General features: G+C 44.3%; 18 protein-coding genes. 7 read left to right on the forward strand and 11 right to left on the reverse strand.

Annotated features, from left to right (window positions below; genetic code table 11):
- Nucleotides 1–27 precede the first annotated feature (27 nt).
- A complete protein-coding gene (locus QXD64_00595) occupies nucleotides 28–1,092 on the reverse strand; it encodes a hypothetical protein (GenBank protein MEM3395815.1) in 1,065 nt (354 codons plus the stop codon).
- A gap of 42 nt (nucleotides 1,093–1,134) precedes the next feature.
- On the opposite strand from QXD64_00595, the gene purN reads away from it, so the two are divergent.
- The 3 genes from purN to QXD64_00610 are packed head-to-tail and all read left to right on the forward strand — an operon-like array spanning nucleotide 1,135 to nucleotide 2,909.
- A complete protein-coding gene (gene purN, locus QXD64_00600) occupies nucleotides 1,135–1,755 on the forward strand; it encodes a phosphoribosylglycinamide formyltransferase (GenBank protein ID MEM3395816.1) in 621 nt (206 codons plus the stop codon).
- 5 nt (nucleotides 1,756–1,760) lie between these two features.
- Entirely contained in the window at nucleotides 1,761–2,183 is a 423-nt protein-coding gene (locus QXD64_00605; protein ID MEM3395817.1) for a secondary thiamine-phosphate synthase enzyme YjbQ, read from the forward strand.
- A gap of 3 nt (nucleotides 2,184–2,186) precedes the next feature.
- Entirely contained in the window at nucleotides 2,187–2,909 is a 723-nt protein-coding gene (locus tag QXD64_00610) for an NAD-dependent deacylase (GenBank protein MEM3395818.1), read from the forward strand.
- Between the two features lie 40 nt (nucleotides 2,910–2,949).
- On the opposite strand, the gene QXD64_00615 is transcribed toward QXD64_00610, so the two are convergent.
- Entirely contained in the window at nucleotides 2,950–3,231 is a 282-nt protein-coding gene (locus QXD64_00615; protein MEM3395819.1) for a hypothetical protein, read from the reverse strand.
- A 66-nt stretch (nucleotides 3,232–3,297) separates the two neighbouring features.
- Nucleotides 3,298–4,209: an Ig-like domain-containing protein gene (locus tag QXD64_00620; protein ID MEM3395820.1), complete on the reverse strand. Its 912-nt coding sequence runs from the start codon at nucleotides 4,207–4,209 to the stop codon at nucleotides 3,298–3,300.
- 80 nt (nucleotides 4,210–4,289) lie between these two features.
- On the opposite strand from QXD64_00620, the gene QXD64_00625 reads away from it, so the two are divergent.
- Entirely contained in the window at nucleotides 4,290–6,668 is a 2,379-nt protein-coding gene (locus QXD64_00625; protein ID MEM3395821.1) for a PKD domain-containing protein, read from the forward strand.
- A 58-nt stretch (nucleotides 6,669–6,726) separates the two neighbouring features.
- On the opposite strand, the gene QXD64_00630 is transcribed toward QXD64_00625, so the two are convergent.
- The 5 genes from QXD64_00630 to QXD64_00650 form a co-directional block, all read right to left on the reverse strand.
- A complete protein-coding gene (locus tag QXD64_00630; protein MEM3395822.1) occupies nucleotides 6,727–7,314 on the reverse strand; it encodes a molybdenum cofactor guanylyltransferase in 588 nt (195 codons plus the stop codon).
- Nucleotides 7,311–8,096 (reverse strand): nucleoside phosphorylase, encoded by a 786-nt coding sequence (locus QXD64_00635; protein ID MEM3395823.1) that lies wholly within the window; start codon nucleotides 8,094–8,096, stop codon nucleotides 7,311–7,313. The genes QXD64_00630 and QXD64_00635 overlap by 4 nt, the downstream gene beginning before the upstream one ends.
- An 83-nt stretch (nucleotides 8,097–8,179) precedes the next feature.
- Nucleotides 8,180–11,347 carry a tetratricopeptide repeat protein gene (locus QXD64_00640; GenBank protein MEM3395824.1) on the reverse strand — a complete coding sequence of 1,056 codons (3,168 nt, stop codon included), beginning with the start codon at nucleotides 11,345–11,347 and terminating at the stop codon, nucleotides 8,180–8,182.
- On the reverse strand, nucleotides 11,334–12,299 hold the full coding sequence (locus tag QXD64_00645) for an aldolase (GenBank protein MEM3395825.1): 966 nt from the start codon (nucleotides 12,297–12,299) through the stop codon (nucleotides 11,334–11,336). Before QXD64_00645 ends, QXD64_00640 begins: the two co-directional genes overlap by 14 nt.
- An 8-nt stretch (nucleotides 12,300–12,307) precedes the next feature.
- On the reverse strand, nucleotides 12,308–12,832 hold the full coding sequence (locus QXD64_00650; protein ID MEM3395826.1) for a gamma carbonic anhydrase family protein: 525 nt from the start codon (nucleotides 12,830–12,832) through the stop codon (nucleotides 12,308–12,310).
- A 129-nt stretch (nucleotides 12,833–12,961) separates the two neighbouring features.
- Here QXD64_00650 and QXD64_00655 point away from each other — a divergent pair, with 129 nt between their 5' ends.
- Complete coding sequence (locus tag QXD64_00655) at nucleotides 12,962–18,007, forward strand: kelch repeat-containing protein (GenBank protein MEM3395827.1); 5,046 nt, start codon at nucleotides 12,962–12,964, stop codon at nucleotides 18,005–18,007.
- A gap of 7 nt (nucleotides 18,008–18,014) precedes the next feature.
- Here QXD64_00655 and QXD64_00660 read toward each other — a convergent pair whose 3' ends face one another.
- On the reverse strand, nucleotides 18,015–18,848 hold the full coding sequence (locus QXD64_00660) for a radical SAM protein (protein ID MEM3395828.1): 834 nt from the start codon (nucleotides 18,846–18,848) through the stop codon (nucleotides 18,015–18,017).
- Complete coding sequence (locus QXD64_00665) at nucleotides 18,820–19,098, reverse strand: hypothetical protein (GenBank protein ID MEM3395829.1); 279 nt, start codon at nucleotides 19,096–19,098, stop codon at nucleotides 18,820–18,822. Before QXD64_00665 ends, QXD64_00660 begins: the two co-directional genes overlap by 29 nt.
- A 56-nt stretch (nucleotides 19,099–19,154) precedes the next feature.
- On the opposite strand from QXD64_00665, the gene QXD64_00670 reads away from it, so the two are divergent.
- Nucleotides 19,155–21,029, forward strand: coding sequence for a threonine--tRNA ligase (locus QXD64_00670; protein ID MEM3395830.1), 1,875 nt, complete (start codon nucleotides 19,155–19,157; stop codon nucleotides 21,027–21,029).
- 1 nt (nucleotide 21,030) lies between these two features.
- On the forward strand, nucleotides 21,031–21,702 hold the full coding sequence (locus QXD64_00675) for a biotin/lipoate A/B protein ligase family protein (protein ID MEM3395831.1): 672 nt from the start codon (nucleotides 21,031–21,033) through the stop codon (nucleotides 21,700–21,702).
- On the opposite strand, the gene QXD64_00680 is transcribed toward QXD64_00675, so the two are convergent.
- On the reverse strand, nucleotides 21,688–22,854 hold the full coding sequence (locus QXD64_00680; protein MEM3395832.1) for a hypothetical protein: 1,167 nt from the start codon (nucleotides 22,852–22,854) through the stop codon (nucleotides 21,688–21,690). The two genes, QXD64_00675 and QXD64_00680, sit on opposite strands and share 15 nt — an antisense overlap.
- Nucleotides 22,855–22,945: the final 91 nt, after the last annotated feature.

Genomic DNA, 22,945 nt, shown 5'->3' on the forward strand with positions numbered 1-22,945 from the left:
TTTACATATTTTTTCCAAATTCTGTCCTTATAATTTCAAAATTTCAGTCAATTTTTTTATCGCTTCCGGTTCTAGTTTTTCCTCAGGGTTCCAGTGTTTCCTGTTTCGATGCAGTTCCCTATGGAGGACTATGCATTCTGTTGCCACTTTTACAAATGCCGTCCAGTTTACAGACATGCTTGCGGACATGTAATGCTCAAATAATTTGAGGTTAATCGTTTTCGGCAATGAATTGAGTACAATCCAAAAATCGTATTTTTCCCTGAAAATCCCTTTTGGTATCTTCTCTGGCTTTTTCAAAGAGATTGCACACCACTCTGCAAACCCTTCATCTAGATAGTCGCATAATATCTGCTCTGCTGCTCGCCTGCATTGATGCATATAGCCATGCACATGCTCGTGCACAATCTCTTGCTCTCCTGCTTTCTCATGGACATAAACACCCTGAGTGATGCGTAACCTAGATGGAAGCAGGAAATCATCTGGAGTGAAAAAACCGCTCAGAAACAGAAAGTTGGGTGTAGGATTCAGAATTTTTCTATCATTCAGAGTGCACATAGCGCAGGTAAGATTATCATCCCAGAGGCATTTTTCCTGTTTTAGGAAGTTGGGAAAGGCAATGAGATTGGAATAGTATGTGACCATCATTGTATGCTGCATTTCATTCCAGGTTTCCACAAATTCAACTGCCCTCTCAAAATCATCCAATCGTTCCATGAGTCCCGGGATTTTTGTCTTCAGCATCTCCTCGATTTCGTCAATGCCAGAATGCAGCATTGTTCTGAAGGAAGGATTGTAGCAGGTGGTTCCCTCTCTCTGCTCGTGGTGCTTTATGCACTCCTTCCATAGTGCAATGTAGGTTTTCAGTTCGTTGGTAAGCTGTTCCACCAGCCTCCGATTCCCATGAACAAATTTGTAGGCAGTCACTTGGGTAAGCAGGTTTGCATCTGCAAAGATTGTCTCATATCCTGTGTAGTTCCCTGCTTGAAAAAACGTTTCGATGTCAGGGGCAAATGGGTAATTCCATGGCTTTCTCGGCAGAATTTTCTTGAACGGAATCCTCAGCGTGCAATCCTCAAATATCTGGTTCATCAAAATCAAAAACCCTAAATATGTTAGCCCTATTTTTCCTTTATGCTCAAACTGGGAGTTCTTGCGTCAGGCAGAGGAACAGATTTTCAGAGCTTGATTGATGCATGGAAACGGAAATACTTTGATGCAGAAATTGTGGTGCTTGTTTCAAACAATCCAGAGGCATATGCGATAGAGCGGGCAAGGCAGAACGGGATTCCTGCCTATGTAATTCCGCACAAGGGCAGGAAAAGAGAGGAGCATGAACGAGAGATTACTGCAGTGCTTGAAAAGCATGGCGTGGAGCTTGTTGTCCTTGCTGGCTACATGCGAACCCTCACAAAATTCTTTATCGAGCGTTGGAGAAACAGAATCATAAATATTCATCCAGCTCTACTTCCTTTGTTTGGTGGAAAGGGCTATTATGGAATAAAGGTGCACGAGGCGGTGCTAGCAAGCGGAATGAAGGTTTCGGGCTGCACTGTGCATTTTGTGACTGAGGACATTGACGGTGGTCCGATTATACTCCAGAAGTGCGTGGAGGTGCTGGAAGATGACACGCCAGAGACCCTGGCTGCAAGAGTGCTGGAGAAAGAACATGAAATCCTGCCCCTTGCAGTAAAACTCATTGCAGAAGGCAGGGTGAAAATTGTAGATGGGAAAAGAGTGAAGATAGAGTGGTGAGAAAGATGAGCGAGGTGCATCTGGAAAATTTCAATGTAAATACAAGGTGCGAGATGGATGTTGTTGACATAACGAGGCAGGTTGAGAAATGTGTTTCTGCCTCCGGCTTGACATCAGGCATTGTGAATGTTTTTGTGCAGGGCTCAACTGCTGCAATAAGCACGATAGAATACGAAGAAGGACTTGCTCGAGACCTTGAAACTGCTTTAGAGCGGATTGCTCCAAAAGATGCGGAATATCTTCATCATCTTCGCTGGCACGACGACAATGGCCGTTCGCATGTGCGGGCTACCATAATCGGTCCAAGCATTACTGTTCCTTTTGAAAATGGGAGGCTTGTGCTGGGAACATGGCAGCAAATTGTGCTTGTTGAGCTGGACACGCATGGAAGAACGAGAAAAGTGTATGTGACTGTAATGGGGCGGTGAGAGATGCTTGATGTTGTTGTAGAGAAACTCAGGAAGGCAAAAAGGGTTGCAGTGCTCACAGGTGCAGGAATTTCTGCGGAGAGTGGTATTGCCACATTCAGAGGGAAGGGCGGGCTCTGGGAAAAATACGATGTGGAAAAGCTTGCAACACCACGAGGATTTTATTCAGACCCTGCATACTTCTGGGAATGGTTTGAGGGCAGGAGAAAGGAAATGTTGAAGGCAGAGCCGAATGCTGGCCATAAAGCCCTTGGAGAACTTGAAAAGATTGTTGGGGAATTTACATTGATTACCCAGAACATAGACAGGTTGCATCAGAGGGCTGGAAGCAAAAATGTGCTTGAGTTGCATGGAAATGCGTTCACAATTTACTGTCCAAGGGATGGATGGAGAATGGAAACCTATGAACCATTGCCCTCAATTCCGCCTTTCTGCCAGTGCGGTGCTGTGCTGCGTCCCGATGTGGTGCTGTTTGAAGAACCGCTGGATGAAGTCATTTTGAGGAAGGCGTTTGAGGCAGCTGAAAATGCAGAGGTGTTTCTGAGCATCGGGACATCAGCAGTGGTCTATCCTGCTGCCTATCTTCCACTGGAAGCAAAGCGAAACGGTGGATTTTTGATTGAGATAAACCCGGAGCCAACTCCATTGAGCCAGCTTGCAGATGCTGTTTTTCGGGAGAAGGCGGGAGAAATTCTGCCGTTAATTCTGGAAAGGCTAAGGAAATAATTTTTTTCTATTTCCCACTCTCTATTTTCTTACCAATTGATTAGCACCATAAGCTCACCAAAATAGAGTCATATTCTTTCCCATCAATGAGCACTTTGATACTGGCATCTACATACAATACAATTCTCGTGATTTCAGATGTGGTGTTCACCTCTATCCTGATTGTCACATTCTTTGAGAGAATGCTATGGGCTTCTGGGCTCAGAATGGTCACAGAAAGATTTGGTGTCTTTACTTTGCTCGGCTCACCTGCGATTTGGTGGGCACTGAACTGGAGAATTGCGCAGAGTATCAGAAAAACAAGCAACAGATTCCTGCACATGAAGGAAAAAATAGTTTATTAATATATAAATGTGCATTATCCAGAAATTTAACTCAGTGATACACTCTAATTTCTTTTTTCTTTATTGTGAATCGCATGCTCGATTTCCAGCATTTCTTTTGTCTTTCTGTGTTTAACTATCAGCCAGATTAAAACGAGCACGAGAATAAAATTTGTAATGATTGAGAGTGGAAGGTAGTATGGAGAATAATCTTTTTGCGGTTCCATGTAAATCTCGTTTCTGTTAATAAATGCTTCGTAAGTTGAGGAGTTAGTGTTTCCTGCCAAATCATAGCACACAAGAGTAAAATTGTGAACTCCATCTGGAGTGGTTATGTAGATTGTTATTTTGCCGTAACCGCCCCAGATTCGTGATATGTCCAAAGGAGGCCCTATTTTTTCATTCCCATCAATTAACAGATATACACCTGGCAAAACATCAATATTGTCTACCATTACCACAGATATCTCCATTCTTACAACTTTGGTCTCCCTTTTTGATCCATTATAATACTCTCCGAAAGATATATACTGGATTTGGACGAACGGTGCCGTGTTGTCAACCCAAACATTGATTTCTGCAGAACTCTGCTCATTATTAGCGTTTCCAATTCTCACCCTGAGTGTATGGCTGCATTCGCGAATGGTTGTAGTATCCCACACCCACTCTGTGGTGTTATTGTAAAAAACATTCAGAATATTCCCATCTAAGTACCATTCTACACGCGTAATCTCACTACTAGAATTTACAGAGATTTTTACCTCGCATTTTCCTCTTAGATGTGCTCCATCCTCTGGGTTTATGAACTGGACAGAAAGACTTGTGTTGTTTTCTGCCTCTGTGAGCCTCGGCCCCATAAAATCTTCATTTTCACATACGATTTTCTCTGACGGGCTAATTTCAATAATCCAAGGAAGACAACCAATTATTAGCCAGACGCAAATCCAGAATAGAATGCACCTATAGGTCCCTCTCATGGTAAAGAGGTATGTAACCGATATATATATATTTCTTTCACTTGTTGCTCCTTGGAAACTCAATGAAGGGAGGTTTTCAGATGAAAAGAAGGTATTTGTGTTCAACATGCCTCGTTCTCATTATTGTGTTAGGAAGCATAGGATTTTTCATTGGGAGCAGCGGTACCGTACAGGGAGAGATAAGAGAGAATGAGATTCTCTGGAGGTTTGGAAATCTGGTTGGTAGTTTCGGAAATTCGCTCCTGCTCAGTACTACTTCGTATGAAACTCCAATTAGTTATGAAGGCTCACAAGGTGCTGTTGTATTAAAGATGGGTATAAATGCCACAAGTTATTCCGTGCAGTATCCAGGTGGAGGTGTGGCTTTCAGGTTGGAAATAGGGGCAGCATACTCGGATTTGTACTGGACTTCTCCATGCACGAAAGGTGCAAATGCAATTTCTTCTATTTGGTTTACAATTGAGCCTATGAACGATGCTACGAAACAGTACTCTTGCATTGTATGGCAAAAAGAATGGAGTAATAGGATGGGTTACAATGTCTCTACTCCTTATTCAAGCACCGTTCCGAGTACAACTGATGCAATGAATGCAACTGTAGTGGTATTTAATTTAGTAAATGATTGCTATACATACACACCTGCTGGGGGTCTATTAAAGTACATCTGCGAACGCCTAAAGTATGCACCCCAATATGCTCAATCTGAAGTTCCTACAGACTTTGGTTTATGGGGTGACGGTGCATCATTTAAGTGGTGTTGTGATAAATTCAGCTCCACTACCGAAATTGCAAAAGATGCTTTCGCCTTTAATGGAGTACACTGGAGATTTCCTTCTACTGTTCCAACTACTGGCAGCACATATTTTCGAATAAAAATCAAGGCACATGCACAATTTATATACTTCTATGGTGGTAATTTTAATTTTAAAGGTTATCGAGAGTTTGAAACAGCTCCATTATACATTACCCTTTATTGTGGCTCACAACTACCCCCACCTCCGTCTGAGGGTGGCGGCGGTGGTGGCGGAGGAGGAGGCTGTACATGGATTGATGAGCAAAATAACATTCTACCCCAATCTGATATGGTTCCAAGAACCACATTAAATGTAAGGGATTGGTACAAATACGATGGTATCCCTGGTGACTACATCACACTTCAGGAGAAAGACAGGACAATAACCTATCTAGATACTGTGAAAAAAATCACGGTGGTGCATCCAGAAAATGTGGATGTATTGGTAGACCAGAATGGGAGATTCCACACATATTCACAGCCTATACCCCCGATTTCAGCATTAACAGACACAGGGGAAAATTATACCACACAACTTTCCGCAAAAGATGGAGATGCTTTTTATGGGACACCTGGCTCTTCTCAAATTCTCAACTTTACCAATTTAGCTAATGCCCCTGATCTCAAACTAATTACACGAAGTTCTCTCTATACACCAAGCCAACCCCCTCCACCACATATAACTGCAGGTGGCTCGAAAATGTCTATCGCCGTGGAAACGCTAACACCAGAGGGATGGAAACAGGTAGGAATAATTCCCTTTCGCTGGAACTGGTATGAGAATATAGTTGACCTATCTGGTTTATTGCCTGATGCACAGGGAGATTATAAGATAAAACTCGTGTGGACTGGTTATGATGCCTTAGATTTCGTGGGAATTGATACTACAGAGGATGTGCCAGTTCTCATTGATGAATCTCCTCCCATAGTAGCATTTGCACCACAAGAGGTAACTTCTGCATTGCTGAACTCTGATAGCAACTATGTTAAACTAAGATTCATGGACTCTCTCATACTTGTATTTCAACCCTCTAACAATGATGTAGAACCTGGAATGAAAAAAGACTATTTCTTTTACTTTGAAGGATATACCCAGACTGCCCTTATTGACATCTATCAACAACTCAATTTTACCCTTGAGATAATGGGAAGGAAAGGTAATAGTGTCTCAGTATTTTTAATGGAAGACAATTTGCTGAATGCTACAGGCAAAATCACTCGAGAGGCAGGAAATCCCCAAACACTCACACTTCCTCTCTATGCTCATTCATTCTCTTTCTCTAAAGCAATTCTCTACTACTCTGCAGTGCATAATGGTGCCAACCCAGTAAAGCTGAGAATAGAACATGAGGGAAAGGAGCAAAGCATCAATCTAAACTTTAATACAAATGAAGGAATGAGCCAGATTAAGGAGATTGACTTAACCCAGAAAATTGCTGAACTTACAGAAGACAGTAGAACAAGAACATTCGATGCCTCTCATGTAGCACTCTATTTTGAACTTCCCCCCGATGCAGAATTCATCTGGAATTTTGGTGATGGACATTCTGGTAATGGTGTTACAGTAAACCATACCTACGCATCCTCTGGCATATACCCAATCTCTCTATACATCAGCACCTCTGAGAGTACATGGTTATTCTGTGAAGCGATAATCTGTGTATGAAGGCCAGAATCTAACTGCAATAATCTTTCCTTCAACCTATTCTTTGTGTAAAACGGCTCTATCTCGGAGATGTTCTCTCCCACTTCAAAAGCCGCCAAGTTTGTGTCCTTGAGATTTCTCTCGCTCTCTCCAAATCTTCCTTCGTGTTCACATTGAAAAATTCATGCTCTGGGAATTGTTCTGCGGGGACTGCTCTGGCACCTGAGGCAAGAATTGTCTCACCGATTTTTGTATTGGCTTTCAGAAATTTGGTCAGGTTTTTGCCCACAACACTGTGCAATGGCTCAAGATGTCCATTTTTCCAGACGGGAATTGTATAGAGAGCAATTGAGAGCTGCCATAGAATTGCATCTGGACTCAGAAATGGCATATCGCCTGCAGTCAAAAAAATTCTGTCGGAGGTTGCTGTGGCAATACCCGTGCAAATCGCAGCTTGAATGCTGTGTTCTTTCTCAACAATAACCCTTACATCACCAGCGATTTTCACTTCCTTCTCAACCACGACAAGGATTTCAGCGAAGCCAGCAGCGGCAAGCGAGGAGAGAACATGCTCAAGCAAAGTTTTTTCTCCGATGCACTGGCTCAGTTTATTTCCCCCAAATCTTTTTCCATCACCACCAGCAAGCACAACAGCACTTGCGTTCATTTTCTCAAAAATTTGAGAGCATTCAATCCTGTCAGATAGCAGGCCTTTTCTGCCTTTTCCTTAAGCTCAGAAGGAATTCCCTGCTTTGCTTTTCGCTGAGCATAAACCGCACAGACGGCACCAGCCATGAGCCCTTTTATGCTTGCCAGAGTAAACAGCGTGCTCGCCTCCATCTCCATATTGTAAACATTGAGTTTTGAAAGGGTGTCAACAGTGTCTGGTTTCATCAGCGGAAAATTCACAGCCCTGCCTTGAGCACCATAAAAGCCAGGAGCGGTTGCAGTGAGCCCAATGTGGTATCTGTATCCGAGCTTTTTTGCACTCTCTTCAAGGGCTTGAACCACCTTATAGTGGGCCACAGCAGGATATCCCTCTGGCACGAAGTAAAGGGAAGTATTCTCAAGCCGCACTGCAGCAGTGGAAATTACGAGGTCTCCAAGTTCTATGAATGGCTGGAGGGCACCACAGCTCCCGATGCGAATGAGAATTGGTTTTTCAACGAGGTTTAGAAGTTCAACAATCGCAATCTCTGTGTTATCACAGCCGATGCCAGTGGACATCACAGTTACATTTAACCCATTCCAGCGTCCTGTGTAGGTGACATACTCTCTGTTTCTTGCCTCTACCTCAATCTTTGAAAATTCCCTACTAACTTTTTCCGCTCTTGCTGGGTCACCGCAGAGCAAAATGTTCTCTGCCACTTCTCCTTTCTTCAGCCCTATGTGGTATTGCTTTCCTTCTTCGCTTTCCATCGTCTCAGAACTTTTCAATTTTCCAGACATGTTTTCACACTGATGAAATGGATATGGAATATTTTAAGGTTGTTTTCGGCATTTGGAAATGGGCTATTGTCAGGTTTTGTGCACTACAGTTTCCCAATTTCCTCTCCCACCCTCTCCGCCCACACCTTATTCCCAATCTTCTCAAAGAAAGCCAGTGCTTTCTCAAGCAACCCCCTGTCTCTCCTCAGCCTCCCGAGCTCAAACAAGGTCTTGTGGTAATCTGTGTCAAGCCTGCCAATACTTTCGTAAATCTCAACCGCCTTTGCCAGTGCTTTCTCTCCCTCAGCAAAATTCCCCTCAGCCACAAGAAGTTTCCCAGACACTGTGAGGAAACTAGCTTCTAGTTCTTTTGAACCGAGCTCGCTGACAATTCCCTTTGCCTCCTCAAGAGTTTTTCTGCATCTCTCAAAATCCTTTAATGCAAGAAAACACGCTGCCATTCCCAGCAATCCCTCGCACAATCTTGACTTATCTCCGATTTTTTCAGCAAGGTCAATACTTTTTGTGAGGAATTCTAATGCCTTCTCGTAGGAGCCTTTGTCCTGATAGAAAAGTCCTATGTTGTTGTAGGAAAGGGCAATGCCCCACACATCCCCGATTTTCTCACTCAATTCCAGGCTCTTTGTGTAAAACTCTAGTGCTTTTTCATACTCCCCTTTATCACGATAGATAACTCCAATGTTGTGGTAGGAAAGGGCAATGCCCCCCACATTCCCGATTTTCTCTTTCAATTCCAGGCTCTTTGTGTAAAATTCCAGTGCTTTCTCATACTCCCCTTTATCGTGATAGAGAAGCCCAATGTTGTTGTAGAAAGTGGCAATGCCCCACAAATCCCCGATTTTCTCTCTCAATTCCAGGCTCTTTGTGTAAAATTCCAGTGCTTTCTCATACTCCCCTTTCTCCTGATAGATAATCCCAATGTTGTTGTAGGATGTGGCAATGCCCCACAAATCCCCGATTTTCTCTCTCAATTCCAGGCTCTTTGTGTAAAACTCCAGTGCCTTCTCGTAATCTCCTTTGTCATCATATATAATGCCAATGTTATTGTATGTGCCCGCAAGCCCACGCAAATTCTTGATTTTTTCTCTGATGGCCAGAGCTTCGAAAAGCAATTCAAGAGATTTCTGGAAATCTCCAAGATCAGAATAGCATGTACCTATCCTATGGATCGCATTTGCCTTTTCTTTTTCTGCATTTGCTTTTTCAAACACCTGCCTGGCTTTTTCCTGGCACTCAATTGCCTGCCTGTATTCTCCTTTTCGCTCATACACAAGGCCTTCTGCACTCCACAATCTTGCAAGTTCAAGTGCTGCCTTTGGAACACCAGAAAGCACTCTTTCTCCTTGTTCTGCCTCTGCCATTGCCTTCTCGTAATCTCCTTTTTGAATGTAAATCTCACATCGCATTCTGTAGCTTTTTCCTGCTTCAACTGGTTTTTCTGCTATCAACGCTGCAATCCTGATTTTAAGCATCTCCAGTGCTTCATCATAGTTCCCAGTTAGCTCAAGTACCTCTGCAAGTTCCTCCATAACCTGAAGTTTCAGTTCCTTGTAGCCCTCTTTCTCGCCCATTGCTTCCAGCACTGCTCTGTAAAACCTTATTGCTTCCTCATTTGCAAACCTCTTCTTTGCCAGTTTCCCTGCCGGTAGTCCATACTCAACCACCTTTTCTGCCAGTCCTGCCCTGCTGTAGTGATAGACAATGCCCCCTGCCACCTCTGCCTTCCCTGCCCTGTATTCCTCCTCAAGGATTTTGCCAGCAATCTCATGATAGAGGGTTTTTAGCTCCTCGCCAAGCTCCGCATAAAGCACCTCCCTGATTTTCCCGTGCTCAAACCTGTATTTTTCTTTTAATGCACGGATAAGCCTGTGCACTCGCTCTATTGCAACAAGCAGCTTCACTACCTGCATTCTGTTGAGTTCTGTTATTCTTGCAAGCAAATGCGAGGTGAACTCCTCGCCAAGCACACTTGCTGCATCCAGCAATTCTCTCTCCTCTCTTGCCAGTCGCTGCAAGCGTCTGAGCACGACCTCGTAGATTCTTTTTGGAATCTGCATTGTTGCTAAGTTGTAATGCCATTCGTCCCTGTCAAAATACAGCTGTTTCTCCTCGTATAGGTTCTTCAGAATTTCAATCACAAAGAATGCATTCCCCTCTGTCTCGGTGTAAATTTTTTCTGTGAATTCTGGGTTTATCTCAGTGCCAAGGACATGGCAGATGAGCGCATGGCATCCTTCCTTGTCCAGCCTTTTCAACTCAATCTTCTCGAGCAACTCTTCCTTCTCCATCTTCTCCATTGCCTCAACAAGCTGGTGCACCCTGCCATCATACCTTGCCACAATCTCCTCACTTCTGTAGGTGCCAAGCATCAGCACCCTGGTTTTCCTTGTATTCCTGGCTATGTAATGGAGCATTGCAAGGCTGGAAGGGTCGCTCCACTGCAAATCGTCTATGAAAATCAGAACTGGTTTCTGCTCCGCCTTTCTCTGCAGACCCCTTGCCACATTCTCAAACAAATTTGCCTGGCGAATCCTTGCATCCTCCTCTGCATAATCAATGCCCTCGTACTTTCCTGAGAGAAACAATCCCTTGAGCCTCTCTTCAATCCCAGCAATCTGTGCTCCTTGGCTGCTTGCAATTGCACCAGCAAACTCCTTCTCAATTGTTTCAAGCAACTCCCGCATCTCTGAAATCAGATACTCGTTCTCTCTACCTGTGGTTACTGCAACAAGGTTCAGCAACCTGCCAGGCACATTTGTTATGTGAAAATTTCCATAGCCCATGTGGCCAATCTCCTCTCTCGTTTCTTTTTTCTGCATCTGCGAGACAGAGTCCTTCACAAAGGTTTCAACTGCTGTCACCATCCCCATGAAGATGTCAGCATCAATTGCCTCCTGTCGCTCCTGCTTCGCAACAATCACTCCACCCTTGTTCACAGCATAGAGTGCCTCAATCCTTGGCGGCTTTGTTTCTGTGAGCAGATGGTCCAGCCCTGCATCTCTCAGCACTGCGGAAACAGGTGTGTAGGGTGCCAGGGACTCAAGAAAGCACTGGCCTCTGAAGACCTGAAATCCCTCTTGTCCAGCGACGCTGAGGAGTTCCTCCACAAGCCGTGTCTTGCCAACTCCGCTCTCGCCAGCAATAAAAACTGTTGAGCCAATGCTCTGCTTTGCGTTTTCAAGCTTCTGCTTCAGAATCTCAAACTCTTTCTCTCTAGCAACAAACTTTGGCGGTAATCTAAGTGGGGACACTCAATCCACCATTCTTCACAAGTTTCCTTATCCTTTCTTGGGTTTCTGCTGGAGGAAGCACTGTATTTACAAGCCAGACATCAGTGGTTGAGAACAAATTCTTGAAAAAGTTCACTCTCAGCCCTGTCTTTCGCTCATCCGTAACCAGCAAATGTGGATTGCAGAATGAATGTTGCTTCAGGTAGTCCACACCCTCACCTGGCGTCAATTTTCTTATGATTTCCTTATCCTCGGGGTCTCGTTTCAACAGTATAACACTCTTGAGCACAGTGCTTTCCCGCACATGCGCCTTTCCCAGCAACCAGCGTATGTCTGCCACCCCACGCCCCTCCTTATCCAAATCCACCTTTTCCACGAGGTAATGATATTCTGGCCATATCCTGCTTAAATCGTCCCTGATGTAACAGTTCTTTTCAGAGGTGTAAGCAACAAATTCATCACCAAAATTTCTCACAAAATGCCAGTCATCAGAGATAAGTTTCACACCTTTCATTTGCAAAAGTCCGAAAGCATGTGTGGTTTTACCAGTGCCAGAAGGTGCAATAATAGAAACGCCTCTACCATCAACATCGAGGCAGGCACCATGGATTGAATAGATGCCATGCTCATCCTCCAGCACATCACCAGCAACACCCAGTGCAATGCTTTTCACATAGCCATAGTAGCCCAAATTGAAAAGGAAGGCGGTGTTGGTGTAGGGGTCGTAAAGCACTCTTTCAGTATCGCCCTCTTTAAAGGTGTAGTAAGCAATCACGCGTCCATGGGACTTTATGAACTCACTCATGAAATAGAAATTATCCTCCCACATGTCCTTAATCCGTTTTGAATTTGTGTAAAGCTTGATGCAGATGCCGTGCAGATGCGCTTTTCGCTCATACAGCAACTTATCCTTCAACTCCTCAAAGATTCTATCTTTTTCCTCTGGCGAAATCAATTCTACCTTGTAACCCATCTTCTCACCTACTCAATTTTCACAAGCCCTTCTTTGTATCTAAGGCAAAGGCCAGCATAAATTTCTTTGAACTGGAGCCAGGTCTTTTTGTATTCCTCATCAATTTTGCCAATAACCTTTGCTGGCACACCAACGGCAATGTTCTCATCTGGAATTTCCTGGTTGTTTTTCACAACTGCACCTTCGCCAATGACTGCCCAAACACCAACCTTTGCAAAGTCGCTTACAATGCTCCCCATTCCTATGACCGCATAATCCTTTACTTCTGCGGTGTGAACAATTGCGCCGTGGCCAACAGTAACATAGTTGCCAATCCTGGTTTCCATGGTTGGTCTAGCATGCACTACACAGTTTTCCTGAATTGAGGTGCAATTTCCAATAACAATTTTTCCATAATCACCTTTGATTTTTGCACCAGGGGCAATAAAGCATCTCTCGCCAATTTCCACATCTCCAATAATTGTGGCATCACTGGCTATGTAGCTTGAGCCATCTATCTTCGGCTTCCTTCCCTCAAAAGAATAGACTGCCATGGAAAAAGGAAATTTCATTATGGTAATTAAGGTTTCCTTTCAGTGCCTGTGAAATCTGGAGCCATTTAACAACTTTTAAATATCACTTGAAAGATGTCTTGTGCATATGATAAAACGGAGGAGAAATAAATGAGGAAAAAACTCGGTTTTGGAGTTCTCGTCCTTTTCGGAGTGACTGCTGTGTTGTTTTCTCTGCTAACATCTGCGATGTTCCAGGTGCAAACTGTGATGGCTGAAAACCCAAGAGAGATGAAAGACACAACCAAACTTCCAAACACATGGACACCTAAAATCCTTCATCCATCAGAGCGTTACGGACATGCAATGGCTTATGCCCCTGATTTTGATTTTATTCTGATGTTTGGAGGTTACAATAGTTCTGGTTATCTTGGAGATGCCTGGATTTTCTATCCGTCAAATGGCACATGGCATCAACAGACAGCCCTCACATCACCCCAGGCAAGGAGTTATGGTGGACTTGCATATGACACTGATGCTAAAAAATTTGTGTTGTTTGGAGGCTACAATGGCTCTGCTTATCTTGACGATACCTGGTGTTTCGACCCAACAACAAAAAACTGGACAATGCTCTGGCCCTCTACAAAACCCTCTCCAAGGGCATACTTCGGAATGACCCATGTCCTGAATCTGGGCGTTGTGGTTCATGGGGGTTATGATGGTTCAAATCAACTTGCTGACTTATGGATTTATAATTCCTCCACAAATGTGTGGACACCAAAATATACGCCACCATCACCAAGGTATGGCTATGCATGTGCAGCAATCCCAGTCAGAAACGCCATGTTTTTGTTTGGCGGTTACTCAACCAATTATGTGGGGGACACCTGGTTGTATTTTTTCACAAACAACACATGGGTTAATCTCACAAATCCCACCTCGCCTTCTCCAAGGGTATATCCTGCTCTGACTTATGATGCTGTGAACGATGTGGTCATTCTGTTCGGTGGTTATGACGGCACCAATTATTTAGCTGACACCTGGGTTTACGATTTTGCCCAGAGTAAATGGATAAATAAGATGCCTGGCAGTAGCCCAGAAGGAAGGTCACAGGCAGGATGTGCATTCATTGAGGAAAGTGGAGTTTTGTTGCTTTATGGCGGTTACAATGGGCTGTATCTTGCAGATACCTGGATATACAATTATTCTGCGAACACCTGGACAGCAAAACTTGTTCCACCTGCTGCAAGGTATGGATATATGATGGCCTACAGCCCGCATCAGAACCTCTTCGTAGTTTTTGGTGGCTATGCGACAAATTACAGGGCAGATACCTGGCATTACTATCCTGCTAACAACACCTGGGCAAATGTCAGTCCCACGGTCTCTCCCTCAGCAAGATATTATGCAGGCTTTACTTACGACGAAAATGCTCAGAAGTTTATTTTGTTCGGCGGCTACGATGGCACGAACTATCTCAATGACATCTGGGTTTATGACGCTGTTTCCAGAACATGGACACAGCGGTTTCCCTCACCCACACCACCAGCAAGATACAGATGCGAGTTAGTGTATGACAATATAAATAAAGTGAATGTGCTCTTTGGTGGCTACACAGCCCAATCACCCACATATCTCAACGATGTCTGGCTTTATAACTACTCTGCAAACACCTGGACGCCAAGGTACGCACCACCCACAGCAAGATATGGCTATTCTATTGTATATCACGAATCTGCCCAGAAATTTGTGTTGTTTGGGGGCTACGATGGAATAGCCAAGGGAGACACCTGGATTTATGACCCTTCAACAGGCACATGGGCAAATGTGACGCCTGCAACTTCACCACCATCACGCTACTATGGGGCAATGGCGTACGATGATAGTACGCAACAAATCCTGCTTTTCGGTGGCTATACTGGCAGTGCCTATCTCTCGGATACCTGGGTTTACAATCTGACCACGAACGCATGGACGCAGAAGCTTCCGGGCATTGCACCACCAGGAAGAGAGAGCAGCACTCTTGTTTATAATTCATCTGCAAATTGCTTCATTCTGTTTGGAGGTTACAATGGTACATACTTCAACGATACATGGACATACACAGTTTCTACAAACACATGGACAAACCAATCTCCAACTACATCCCCTCCTGCAAGAAACGCCCATGGAATGGTGTATGACCCAGTTTCCACCACAACCATAATCTTTGGTGGCTATAGTGGAAGTTACCTCAATGATTTATGGACTTATGATTTGGTAGCAAACACCTGGGTGCAGAAGACACAGAGCACAAAACCCTCTATAAGAGGGCGTATGGGATTTACATTTGACACCACGACAGGGTTGGCAGTGCTTTTTGGTGGGTATGACGGAAGCACAAGGTTATCCGATACATGGCTATATTCTGTCTCCTCAAATTCCTGGACGAACGCAAATCCATCAACACCAGTTCCATCTGGAAGAAGCAGTATCTCAATTGCTGGCAATGGGAAAATCTATCTTTTCAGTGGTTACCCTGGTTATTCACCATATCTCAACGACTTTTGGCATTATGAGATTCTAACAAATAAATGGACACCCGTTGTGCCAGTGGGAAGGTCAGGAGCCGGACTTGTGTCGCTCAGAAATGGTGACCTTCTTCTGTTTGGAGGATACTGCTATCATGGAAGCGGTTACCTCTCAGATACCTGGAAATATAATGTTACCAGTAACGAATGGAACAAATTGGCGTCCAGCACAACGCCATCCGCCAGAGAGAGGATGGGCATGAGCTATATACAATCCCATGGAAAGGTGCTTTTGTTTGGTGGCTACTCTGGAACAGGATTGGGGGATACATGGGTGTTTGATACTGGTGCAAGCACATGGTCGCAGCTCTCACCCATCAGTTCACCGTTATCTAGGTATGGGCATAGGATTGTTTACGCGTCCGAAAATGATAAGATAATGTTGCTCAGTGGTTATAGTTATGCTGCGGGTGTGCCAATCCCAGACATGTTCTGGTATAATTATACAATAAACTCCTGGGAGGAAGTTATGCCATCTGGACGAAGCGGAACAAAATTAGTTTACCATGAAGCTGCAAAAGAACCAATTCTTTTTGGAGGTTTGGGAATAGATACATACAAGGCAGACACCTGGAGTTACAATATTACAGCAAATGCTTGGGTAAACAAGCTGCCATCTGGGAGTCCCAGTGGGAGAAGAAGTCATGGAATGACATACGATGCCACAACCCAACTCATAGTTCTGTTTGGAGGATACACTGGCTCTGCAAGCGACCTTACCTACATATATGACTACAGCTCAAATACATGGACACAGCAATCGCCTTCTACAAAACCTGGTGTGAGATACTCTATTGAGCTTGTATATGATAATCACACAAACACAGTGCGGCTGTTTGGAGGATACACTGGCTCCTATAACCTTAACGATTTCTGGAGTTATTCTGTAACAAGTGTTTCCTGGTCAGAAACTGTGCCCTCTAAACGCTATTCCCATGGAATTGCCCATGCTGAAAATGTAAATCTTCTCGTGCTTTATGGAGGTTATGATGCTGTGAGAGGAAGCTTCACAGACACCTGGACATACACATTCTTAACAAACTCTTGGACTAAAGTGCAAACTGCAAATAATCCTGGTGTGAGGAGGTATTTTTCGTCTGTCTATGATAGTGCCAATGCGATGGTCGTTCTCTTTGGAGGTTATGAGGGCACATACGGAAAAAATGATACATGGTTGTTTAATCCAGTCACTAATGTCTGGGCGCAGCAAACCATGACCTATACACCACCTGGAAGATACGGATATGGTGTTAATTTTGACACTAACAGGAACAGAATATGGGTGTTTGGCGGTTATACTGGCAGTTATTATCTCAGCGACACCGTGTATCTTGCTTCCACTTCAAATTTATGGATGCCATTATACCCTGAACCCAGATATGGACATGGAATTGTTCACCATGAGGCGAAAGACCTGTTTGTGCTCTTTGGTGGCTTCCTTCAGAGCGGTGTGCGAAGCAGCGAAACCTGGGTTTACAACCATTCCTCAAATCGCTGGACACTCATGTTTTCAGATCCAGCACCCAGTGCTAGGACATACATGGGGCTTGTCTATGACCCTGACACAGAACTGATAGTGCTTTTTGGTGGTTATGGTGCGACAACTGGCTTAAATGATACATGGGTATATGACATAACAACGAACACATGGACAAGCAGGGTAAATTCGGGCGCTCCTTCACCACGGAACGGCCATGGGATGGTGTACGATACTGTAAACAAGAAAGTGCTGGTATTTGGTGGTTACAACACCAGTGGAAGCACCTACAATAACGAGACATGGGTTTACGATGTTAATACAAATGTCTGGACAAAGCAGAATCCTGCGGTTGCACCTTTAGCCTGTGCATATTTTGCCTCTGCCTACGGGAATGGCCAATTCTTTATATTCGGGGGCGAGAGTAATTCTGGTTATCTGAACGATACATGGGCTTACTCACTTTCCACAAATACCTGGTCAAACCAGACCACTTTATCAGCACCAGCACGGAGAGGCAATGCGAGAATGTGTTTTGATAGTGAGAACAATGTGCTTATCCTTTTTGGTGGCTACGGAAACACAGGTTATTTTGGAGATACCTGGAGATACAATTTCACAGCAAACCAGTGGGTGAATCTAAACCCTTCAATCTCACCACTTAGCAGAACTGGCCTCGCACTTGCATACGATACCAATACATCCACGGTTATTCTGTTCGGTGGCTATGGATACAGCAGATATCTGGCCGATGTATGGGAGTACAACTACAACACCTCTGACCCTATCACAATTTATCACACACCATTTACAAGTGCACAGATAAATCAGCCAATAAATCTCTCTGCACATGTGGTGAGCAAGCGAAACATAACTGATGTGAAGCTCTACTACAAACCAACGAATGAGGATGTCTGGTATGCAATAGCAATGACAAGAGTTTCTGGCAACGCAACGGACGGCTACTACAATGGCACAATTCCAGGACAAACAAGCACAGGGACATTGCTGTATTACATCACAGCAACTGATGAGAGCACATACTCACAATCAACATCAACATACAATGTGGTCATTCAGCCAGTTGGTGAAATCGCAACAATGCTATGGTTCCCAGCCGTCTGCCTCTCCATCTTCTTCAGCATAAAAATCCGAAAACGGAAAACCTGAACCAAGGTCACCAGTTCTCTGTTTCAGCAACACCGACCTTCAACCCGAATTTTTTTGCCTCTTCCTTGAGATGCAAAAGCAGGGTATCCCATTCCTCATTTCTGTATTTGAAGGCATCTGCAAAGAGTTTTGAATACAGTTTTGGCACCTTTCGCTTTATCTTCGCCTCCATTCCTTCTCGCACTCTGAATCTGTCGAACATCACAATCCCTGGTTCTGCCTTTGCCAACTCACAAAAAAACCTTTCCCTTCTTTCTGGTGTGCTGAAGAAATGTGGAAAAACTGGTCCAATAAAAGCAAATGTCTTGATACCTGCCTTCCCCAGTTCGCTCAATACCCTTAATCTTTCTGCGGGACTTGAAGCATTTGGCTCAATCACGCTTGCAATCTCCGCGTCAAGAGTCGTAATTGTGATACCCAACTCTGCATGCATCAGCAACTCAATATCTCGCAGCACAAGTGCCGATTTTGTCTGGACTACAAACTTTTTTCCAGCATTTTTAAGAATTTCAATGCATCTTCTTGTGATACGAAATTTTTCCTCTGCGGGCTGATAGGGGTCTGTCACAGTGCCTATGCCCACAATTTCGTTTCTTCCAAGCTTTCTCACCTCTTTCGCAACCAAATCAGGTAAGTTTTCCTTTACCTCCAGAAAACTTCCCCATTCTCTTGTTTCACGAAGCACATAGGGGGCGTAGCAGTAAACACAGGCATGGGTGCAGCCACGATATGGATTGAGAGCGTAGTTAAATCCAAGCTTTGTTTTTACAATTCCAGTTTTGGCATTCACAATCCGAATCTCAGGCGTTCCATCATGGAATTGTAATTGCTTTTTCTCCATCCCAGACCGCTCTCCTGCCCTTATATTCCTGAGGTACAAGCAAGAATTTTCCACCTTTGACAGGAAAAACAAAAAACTCCTCTGCTTTTCCATCATCGCTGACAAGAACGAGTTTTATTTTTTCTTCTGCCTTCCCACTTTCTGTTTCCACATACCTGTATCTGAAAAATCTCCCAGCGTCAATGAGCACCCTTGCCTCCCTCACACCTTTTTTTGATACCGTGAGCACCTCTTCTGGATAGATGGACATGGACTCAATATCGCAATGGAAATATATAACCTTGCTTTTTCAAGCATGGGATAAAGATGAAGGTGCTGTTGATTCATGCGGACTGGATGGAATACAGGGCTCTTGAGAAGACCAAGATGGCAGAGGAGATAAAGGAGGGAAAGGAAGGCAGGTTTGAGGAAGTGCTTGTCGTGTTTACCAGCGTAGAAAGCGGAGACCACGCAAATCTGGATAATCTGGTTGCCAGAGCATCTGAGGAAATTGTCAAGGTGTACAATGATGTGAAGGCAGAGAGGATTTTGATTTATCCCTATGCTCACCTGAGTTCTGACCTTGCGAAAGGAGGAGATGCTGTTGCTGTGCTTGACGCTCTTGCTGAGAAAATTGCTGCAATGGGCATAGAGGTTAAGCGAGCCCCATTTGGCTGGTATAAGGAATTTAACATCAAGTGCAAGGGGCATCCACTCTCTGAACTTTCAAAGGAAATAAGGGGTGAGGAAAAAGAGGAGGTTTCTAAAGCACTGGTAAGCGAGAAGAAAGCAGTTTCCCACTGGTATGTTCTGGACACCGATGGAAATCTGCATGAGTTGAGGATTGAAGATGGAGAGGTTCAGGGCTTTGATTTTTCTAACTTCCAGAATCTAAAGAAGTTCTCGCATTATGAAATGGCGAAGGCAAGGGCTGCAGATAGAGAACCACCGCATGTAGAACTGATGCGTCGCCTTGAACTTGTTGATTATGAACCTGGCTCAGACCCTGGCAATTTCAGGTACTATCCTAAAGGGAGGTTGATAAAGAATCTTCTGGAGCAGTATGTGAGCGCAAAAGTGAGGGAGACAGGTGGCATGGAAGTGGAGACCCCAATCATGTATGATTTTGAGCATCCCTCTCTTAAAAACTACCTCCATAGATTCCCAGCAAGACAGTACACAATCCAGACACCAGATAAGAAAGTATTTCTCAGATTTGCTGCATGCTTTGGTCAATTCCTGATAATGCACAACGCAAAAGTTTCCTACAGGCATCTGCCATTGCGACTTTATGAACTAACTCGTTATTCTTTTAGAGTAGAGCAGAGGGGTGAGCTTGCTGGCTTGAGGCGATTAAGGGCGTTCACAATGCCTGACTGCCACTCCTTCTGTGCGGACATTGAGATGGCAAAGAGGGAGTTGCTGGACAGGTTTAATCTTTCAAGAGAGATTCTCTCAGGCATCGGTTTTTCAATTCCAGAAGACCTGGAACTTGCGTTGCGTGTAACTAAGGACTTTTATGAACAGCATGGTGAAGTTGTGCGGGAGCTCGTGCGAAGATGGGGAAAGCCAGCACTGCTTGAAATGTGGGATGAGCGGTTCTTCTACTTTGTTTTCAAATACGAATGGAATTTTGTGGATGCACTGGACAAGGCATCAGCACTGAATACAGACCAGATTGATGTGGAAAATGCAGAAAGGTATGGAATAACTTTTACAGGAGAAGATGGAAAAGAGCATTATCCACTCATTCTTCACCAGTCCCCATCTGGAGCAATTGAGAGGGTAATTTATGCAATGCTGGAAAAGGAATTTATGAAGCAGGAGAAAGGTAAGAAGCCAGAATTTCCACTTTGGCTTGCGCCGACCCAGGTGCGGTTAATACCGGTTTCAGACCAGTTTGTTGAGGACTGTATTAAGATTGCAAGAGAGCTGGGCTGCCGTGCAGATGTGGATGATAGAGATGAGAGTGTCTCAAAGAGAATCCGTGAGGCAGAGCGAGAATGGGTAAACATAATTGCTGTCTATGGCGAGAAAGAAAAAGCAGGCGGGAAATTGAACTTGCGGATGCGAAGCGGTGAAAGCGCTGAGATGACTCCTGAAGAGCTGAAGAAATATGTGAGAGAAAAAACTGCCGGCTATCCATTCATCGGCTTGCCTTTATCACTCCGCCTCAGCAGGCGTCCCATCTTCCGTGGCTGATATGCGAGTGCTCCATGTGAAAGACCTCGGATTGGTTCATCCAGAAGTGAGTGTTGCAAAGGACAGGGAAATTCTGGAGCGGTGCATAGCCACCGGTGAGTGCATTCTCCATTTTTACAGGCGGGAACCACCAGCGGTTTCTGTGGGGCATGGCGAAAAGATTGAGGAAGCAGTTTATGTGGAGAGGTGCAAGGAGGATGGTGTAATTATCATTCAGCGTGAGAGCGCTGGCAGTGCAATTTACACAGATAGGAACACGCTGGAATATGCCATTGCTCTTCCAGAGAAACTTGTGCCTTTTGACAGAAAACAGAGCTATGAGTTTCTGTGCAAACCGATTGTGGAGGCACTAAACACGCTTGGTTATCCTGTGGTGTTCAAGCCAATAAATGACATTCAGATGGAGGGAAAGAAGGTCTCCGGCAGCGCCCAGAAGAGAAGCAGGGGTGCGGTGCTCCAGCACGGGACAATTTTGCTTGTTGTGGACCATGAAAAAATGGATAGATACCTGAAGGTGACGCCCAAGCTGGCTGAAAAAGGGCTTGGAAAGCACAGTGAGAGAGTAAAAGGACTTTTTGAACATCATAAGGTTAATGAGAGCAGAATAGTAGATGAGATTGCGAGAAACTATGAGAGTTTGATAGAGGCAAAAATTGTATTACCCCATCAGTAGTAAGGGCTGGAGTGTAACCTCTATCAAGCATCTGTGAGCCACGAAAAATGCCGTGTTTTTTTCCCAGACATCGAGGCGAAGCATTCCTCCTTTTACAAGCACTTCCTTCGTGGTCTCGTTGAGGACAATTGCAGAGTCGGGTAGAATAAGTTCATGGCTTACTTCGTAACTGCGTTCCGTGTCGTTCATTTTAAATTCTACTGTCAGCGTGGTAAAGTAAAAAGGAGAGTAGTAAAGCGTGTAGTTGAGATGAATGGGGTCTGTAGCACGAGTCCCGGGTTTTCTCTGCAGTAAGCTCCAGCCGTGCAGGTCTTTCCAGTATTCGAAGGGGTCCACCTCGCTCCTGTCTCCCAGAGAGAGCAGATAAGCATGCACACTTGCATTTGCAGTTTTCTGGTACAATCTTGCTTCATCAAAGGAAATGGCTGTTTCCACCGCTTCCCTTACCAGTGCCTTCGTCACATTTGAAAAGTCGTACCCGAAAACCTCCTCAAAGGTTCTCTTCAAGAGGTAGAGCGTGATGTTTCCAACAAAGCCAAGGTAATCCTTGGTGCCATTTATGTCCTCCACCATTATTTTTTTCTGTTGATATAGAAATGGCAATGTCACAGGAACCCACGAATCCAGATTTATGTCCTTAGTGAGCGAATAACCAGTTCTGTTGTCCACAATGGTTGTTGTGATTTTGCCGTTGATTCTGAAATAGACATCACCAGTGAAATTCAAAATCACACCGCTTTCGTTCATCATTTCATAATCGTATCTGAAAGCATTTAATTTCCATTGCAGGTTCTTGTGTGTGGCTGAGTAATCCGGGAAACGCATTGGCTGACCTCCAGCTGCAATACCAGTGAAAGTTCTCATGTAGTTCTTGCTCTCATTCTCCACAAACTCAATCGGGTTTTCTTTGGTGTAAACGATTGCATTTGATTTGTTAACTGCGGAGAGCACAGCAGAGACACCCGCTTGCACAAGTAAGTCCTCATGGAGGAGAAGGAAAGCATTTAAACGGGAGTTCGCATGCTGCAGGTTGATGGCATCATTTCGCTGACTGGCAACCACAGCCATGTAAATGCCACTCACGATTGTGAGAAAGGCAACTATGACAGCAACAAGCGAAAATGGCACTCTTCCTTTTCTATTTAACTTCACAGTAGAGCATATGGCAGAGAGAAATATAGTTTTTTCCATGAGAAGTTATATATAGGGTGTTCTCAATTAGGGGCTAAGATAACAGTTGCAG

This window comes from Thermoplasmata archaeon, from assembly GCA_038874435.1.
Lineage (GTDB): Archaea > Thermoplasmatota > Thermoplasmata > Lutacidiplasmatales > SKW197 > SKW197.

Coding starts and splice junctions, on each gene's coding strand:
- QXD64_00595 (MEM3395815.1), bottom strand. CDS start 1,092: ATGAACCAGATATTTGAGGATTGCACGCTGAGGATTCCGTTCAAGAAA.
- purN (MEM3395816.1), top strand. CDS start 1,135: ATGCTCAAACTGGGAGTTCTTGCGTCAGGCAGAGGAACAGATTTTCAG.
- QXD64_00605 (MEM3395817.1), top strand. CDS start 1,761: ATGAGCGAGGTGCATCTGGAAAATTTCAATGTAAATACAAGGTGCGAG.
- QXD64_00610 (MEM3395818.1), top strand. CDS start 2,187: ATGCTTGATGTTGTTGTAGAGAAACTCAGGAAGGCAAAAAGGGTTGCA.
- QXD64_00615 (MEM3395819.1), bottom strand. CDS start 3,231: ATGTGCAGGAATCTGTTGCTTGTTTTTCTGATACTCTGCGCAATTCTC.
- QXD64_00620 (MEM3395820.1), bottom strand. CDS start 4,209: ATGAGAGGGACCTATAGGTGCATTCTATTCTGGATTTGCGTCTGGCTA.
- QXD64_00625 (MEM3395821.1), top strand. CDS start 4,290: ATGAAAAGAAGGTATTTGTGTTCAACATGCCTCGTTCTCATTATTGTG.
- QXD64_00630 (MEM3395822.1), bottom strand. CDS start 7,314: ATGAACGCAAGTGCTGTTGTGCTTGCTGGTGGTGATGGAAAAAGATTT.
- QXD64_00635 (MEM3395823.1), bottom strand. CDS start 8,096: ATGTCTGGAAAATTGAAAAGTTCTGAGACGATGGAAAGCGAAGAAGGA.
- QXD64_00645 (MEM3395825.1), bottom strand. CDS start 12,299: ATGGGTTACAAGGTAGAATTGATTTCGCCAGAGGAAAAAGATAGAATC.
- QXD64_00650 (MEM3395826.1), bottom strand. CDS start 12,832: ATGGCAGTCTATTCTTTTGAGGGAAGGAAGCCGAAGATAGATGGCTCA.
- QXD64_00655 (MEM3395827.1), top strand. CDS start 12,962: ATGAGGAAAAAACTCGGTTTTGGAGTTCTCGTCCTTTTCGGAGTGACT.
- QXD64_00660 (MEM3395828.1), bottom strand. CDS start 18,848: ATGGAGAAAAAGCAATTACAATTCCATGATGGAACGCCTGAGATTCGG.
- QXD64_00665 (MEM3395829.1), bottom strand. CDS start 19,098: ATGTCCATCTATCCAGAAGAGGTGCTCACGGTATCAAAAAAAGGTGTG.
- QXD64_00670 (MEM3395830.1), top strand. CDS start 19,155: ATGAAGGTGCTGTTGATTCATGCGGACTGGATGGAATACAGGGCTCTT.
- QXD64_00675 (MEM3395831.1), top strand. CDS start 21,031: ATGCGAGTGCTCCATGTGAAAGACCTCGGATTGGTTCATCCAGAAGTG.